At 46.0% G+C, this 680-nt stretch carries 2 tRNA genes and 1 rRNA gene; all 3 read left to right on the top strand.

Features of this window, described 5'->3' with window-relative positions:
- Positions 1 to 29 precede the first annotated feature (29 nt).
- A tRNA-Ile gene (locus tag GY23_RS17700) sits at positions 30 to 106 on the top strand.
- Between the two features lie 9 nt (positions 107 to 115).
- Positions 116 to 191 (top strand) — tRNA-Ala (locus GY23_RS17695).
- Positions 192 to 349: 158 nt separating this feature from the next.
- Positions 350 to 680, top strand: a 23S ribosomal RNA gene (locus GY23_RS17690); the annotation flags it as partial.

Genomic DNA, 680 nt, shown 5'->3' with positions numbered 1-680 from the left:
ATATATATAATTATATAAATTTCCTAAGAGGGCCTATAGCTCAGCTGGTTAGAGCGCACGCCTGATAAGCGTGAGGTCGATGGTTCGAGTCCATTTAGGCCCACCATACTTCTTAGGGGCCTTAGCTCAGCTGGGAGAGCGCCTGCCTTGCACGCAGGAGGTCAGCGGTTCGATCCCGCTAGGCTCCACCAAACATACTCTTTTAGAGTAGTTTTTGCTCCTGCGATTACTCGTCGCAAAGCAAACCTTTGTTCCTTGAAAACTGGATAAAACGACATTGAAAGCAATAACATTCAAGAAATTCAACATACAATTTCGGTTGTATGCGTTAAGAACTTTTTAACTTTTAGGTTAAGTTAATAAGGGCGCACGGTGAATGCCTTGGCACTAGGAGCCGATGAAGGACGGTACTAACACCGATATGCTTCGGGGAGCTGTAAGTAAGCTTTGATCCGGAGATTTCCGAATGGGGAAACCCACTGTTTTTAATCGAGCAGTACGTTTACGTGAATACATAGCGTAATCGTGGCACACCCAGGGAACTGAAACATCTAAGTACCTGGAGGAAGAGAAAGAAATTCGATTCCCTGAGTAGCGGCGAGCGAAACGGGAAGAGCCCAAACCAAGAAGCTTGCTTCTTGGGGTTGTAGGACACTCAATACGGAGTTACAAAGGAACGG

Source organism: Paenisporosarcina indica, assembly GCF_001939075.1.
GTDB lineage: Bacteria > Bacillota > Bacilli > Bacillales_A > Planococcaceae > Paenisporosarcina > Paenisporosarcina indica.
The sequence above is the reverse complement of the archived record's forward strand: the minus strand, read 5'-3'. Positions and strand labels throughout refer to the sequence as shown.